Here is a 232-nt window from a genome sequence, read left to right on the forward strand (position 1 = left end):
CTCCGGGATTTCCCGGGGGGCTATTTTGTATCGTTATTTCAACCGATCTATTTCCTGCGTTCGGTCGGCGAGCTTCCTTCCGGGCGCTTGGCGTCGAACAGCTCGATGAGCGGTTTCGGCACGCCGTTCAGCAGCAGCCACTGCCGCAGCGTTTCAATAGCCCGGACGTGGCCGTTCCCCTCGTCCTTCCAGGTCAGCAGCTCGGCGACTTTAATCACCAGGAGCGTAAGCT

Annotated in this window: 1 protein-coding gene; it reads right to left on the reverse strand. The window is 59.5% G+C overall.

The genetic code is table 11. The features are described from left to right. Positions 1–47: 47 nt before the first annotated feature. Positions 48–232: hypothetical protein (locus tag ACSNOG_RS34100; protein WP_436756536.1), on the reverse strand; the 185-nt coding region annotated here is incomplete at its 5' end.

The organism is Streptomyces sp. URMC 124, from assembly GCF_051386455.1.
In the GTDB taxonomy this organism is placed as follows: domain Bacteria; phylum Actinomycetota; class Actinomycetes; order Streptomycetales; family Streptomycetaceae; genus Streptomyces.